Source organism: Sphingopyxis sp. (assembly GCF_035250425.1).
Taxonomy (GTDB): domain Bacteria; phylum Pseudomonadota; class Alphaproteobacteria; order Sphingomonadales; family Sphingomonadaceae; genus Sphingopyxis.
Genome location: NZ_DATFFD010000244.1, coordinates 1 through 3,568, shown reverse-complemented (window position 1 = coordinate 3,568; position 3,568 = coordinate 1). Strand labels below are relative to the sequence as shown.

At 63.5% G+C, this 3,568-nt stretch carries 1 protein-coding gene; it reads left to right on the top strand.

Annotation, left to right across the window (positions count from 1 at the left end; translation table 11 throughout):
- On the top strand, positions 1-3,568 hold a 3,568-nt coding region (locus tag VJ811_RS14895), incomplete at both ends, for a hypothetical protein (RefSeq protein ID WP_324073727.1).

The window sequence follows — 3,568 nt, the reverse complement described above, 5'->3', positions numbered from 1 at the left end:
CACCGACTGCCACGGCGGCGACGCTGCGCAGCGCGGCACCCCCAGCCTCGGCTACCAGCATCCGACGAACAAGGCGGTGATGAAGCTCGCGCATCCGCAGCCGACACTGCCCGGCGCGTGGCACGACAGCTCAGCGAATCCCGAGCGCAGCTATACTTTGCTCAACAAGGAATCGCCCGAATTCATCCGCTTCGTGAACCCCAGCGACTATCGCGTCGCGCGCGAGGCGTGCGGTTCGTGCCACCTCGAGGTGATCGAGGCGACCGAGCGATCGATGATGTCGACCGGGGCGATGCTGTGGGGCGGCGCGGCGTATAACAATGGCATCGTCCCCTATAAAAATTATATCTTCGGCGAGGCCTATACGCGCAAAGGCGAACCCGCGTGCATCCTGTCGCCCTCGTCGCGGCTGACCGCCGAGGAATATAAGGAAGCGTGCAAGCCGGGCTTCGGTTTCGACAAGATATTGACCGATGCCGAGAAAAAGCGTGGCGCGCTCGCGAAAATGTATCCGCTGCCGCGCTGGAGCGTGCTGCCGCCGGGCGACGTGTTCCGCGTCTTCGAGCGCGGCGGGCGCAACATCAACACGCAATTTCCCGAAATCGGCCTGCCCAATCCGACGGGCAGCATCCAGCGGCTAGAGGAACCGGGGCGCCCCGACCTCAAGCAATCGAACCGCGGTCCGGGCACGGGCCTCCGCGTCTCGATCCCGGTGCTCAACATCCACAAGACGCGCCTCAACGATCCGCTGTCGTGGTTCATGGGCACGAACGACCAGCCCGGCGATTATCGTCATTCGGGCTGCTCGGGCTGTCACGTCATTTACGCGAACGATCGCGAGCCGCGGCACAGCCTGACTTACGCGAAGTTCGGTCGCGACGGCGAAACGGCGACGGTCGACCCGACGATTGCGGAGAAGAAATGGAAGCCCGAAGGCGGGCATGGTGGTGATGCGCATGGTGCGGGCGACGGCCATGATGCCGGGGGCGGGCATGGCGCGCTGATCGATCCCGCCGATCCGGATGTCCCCGCACGCCCCGAACAGCAACCGCGGCGTGAATCGGGTCATCCGATCAGCCACAGCTTCACCCGCGCCATCCCGACGTCGCAGTGCATGTCGTGCCACATGCACCAGCCGAACATCTTCCTGAACTCGTACCTCGGCTACACGATGTGGGATTATGAATCGGACGCGCCGCAGATGTGGCCGGGGCCGGACAATAGCGCGCCGCGCCCGCCGGGGATGAGCGACGCGGAGTATCAGAAGACATATAAGCAGCAGCGTTATCCCACCGCGGCCGAAGTGCATCAGGTGCTCGAACGCAATCCCGAGGCCGCGGCGGCACGCGGGCTATGGGCCGATGTCGAGTTCCTGCGCGACGTCTATGACGTCAACGACAGCAACAAGGACACCCAGTTCGCCGACTATCACGGCCATGGCTGGAACTTCCGCGGCATCTTCAAGCGCGACCGGAGCGGCAATCTGCTGACCGCCGACGGCAATATGGCGACCTATGGCACCGACGCCGCGAACATCATCGACCCCAAGGACCCGGAAAAATGGCGCAAGAGCTGCAGCCATTATACCGATCCCAAGGAGCGCGACCTCTGCCTCACCAGCGCCGATCCGGGGAGGCCCGGCGTCGAGGGCAAGTTCGTGCCGCCCGGAATCAACCCCGGCAAGGCGGTCCATATGATGGACATTCACGCCGAAAAGGGGATGCAATGCGCCGACTGCCACTTTGCGCAGGACAGCCACGGCAACGGCTATATCCAGGGCGAGGTTGCGAATGCAGTCGAGATCAGCTGCAAGGATTGCCATGGCACCGCCGACGCCTTTCCGAACCTGCTGACCTCGAACGTCGCGGCGCGGCCGCAGGGCAATAACCTCGCGCTGCTGCGCAATCCCGACGGACGTCGCCGTTTCGAATTCCAGTATAATGACGACGCCGAAGTCATTGGCCTGATCCAGCGTTCGATCGTCGATCCGAAGCTCGAATGGCAGGTCAGCCTGGTCAAGCAGGCGGTGACCCCCGGGCCGCATTTCAACGCGAAGGCGGCGCGCGCGAAACTGATGGCGCGTTCGGGATCGGAAGACGGCAAGTATGAATGGGGACCGGGGGTCGGGCGCGAAGATCGCGCGCACGGCGACGACAAGATGACCTGCTTCACCTGTCATCTCTCTTGGACGACGAGTTGCGGCGGCTGCCATTTGCCGATCGAGGCGAACTGGAAGACCAAGATGCACCATTTCGAGGGCGAGGAGACGCGCAACTTCGCGACCTACAACCCGCAGGTCGCGCGCGACGAGATGTTCCAGCTCGGCCGGCACCAGCTGACCAAGCCCGGCGAGCCGGGTCCGGACGGCGAGGTGCGCGGCATCATCACCCCGGTCCGCTCGACCTCCGCGCTCGTCCTGTCGTCGACGAACATCAACCGCGAGCGCATTTATGTGCAGCAGCCGCCGATCTCGTCGGCGGGCTATTCGAGCCAGGCGTTCGCGCCGCATTTCCCGCATACGGTGCGTCGTTCCGAAACCAAGCAATGTTCCGACTGTCACCTGTCAAAGGCCGACGACAATAATGCGATCATGGCGCAGCTCAATTTGCTCGGCACCAATTTCGTCAATTTCGTCGGTTTGAACGTCTGGTCGGGGCTCGATGGCGGCTTCCAGGCGACGCGCGTCACCGAATGGGACGAGCCGCAGGCGGTGATCGGCAGCTATCTGCAGAAATATGCCTATCCCGATTATTGGAAGCTGCACGTCGAGCAGAACGGGCGCGAGCTCAAGAATTGGGTGCGCGGCAAGACCTTCGACGCGATGGGTTCGGGCGAGACGCAGGCGCTCGAGGAATTCGCGAACATCGTTCAGGACACGAGCGGGCGAGTGAACTGCCTGCAGCAGCGCGGCGAATATATGTTCGTCGCTGAAGGCCGTGGGGGCTTCCGCGTCTATGACGTCGCCTCGATCGGCAACAAGGGCTTTTCCGAACGCATCGTCCGCGCGCCCTTCTCGCCGCTCGGGCAGGACACGCATGTGAAGACGAAGAATGCGACCTGCATGGCGATCGCGACGACGCAGCCGGTGAGCGTCGCGCGCAACGAGAATATCGTGAAGAATTTCCCCGAGAATCACGAACAGGTGATGCACGACATCTATCGCTATGCCGTGATCACCGACAGCGTCGAAGGGCTGGTGCTGGTCGATATCGACACGCTGGCCGATGGCGAGTTCCGCAACAACAAGCTGAAGCGCGCGCTGACGTGGAACGAGAACAATGTGCTGGCCGGCGCGCGGCATGTGACGCTGGCGGGCAGCATGGCCTATATCACCACCGACGCGGGGTTGGTCGTGCTCGACCTCTCGACGCCGCTACAGCCGAAGGTGACGGCGCAACTGCCGCTCACCGATGCGCGGGCGAGCGCGGTGCAGTTCCGCTACCTTTGGGTCACCGATGCCGAAGGCGTGAAGCTGTTCGACGTCACCAATCTGGCGCAGCCGGTGGCGGTGCCCGCGGGAACGGTGCGCCTCGCCAATGCGCGCAAAATCTATCTCGCGCGCACCTAT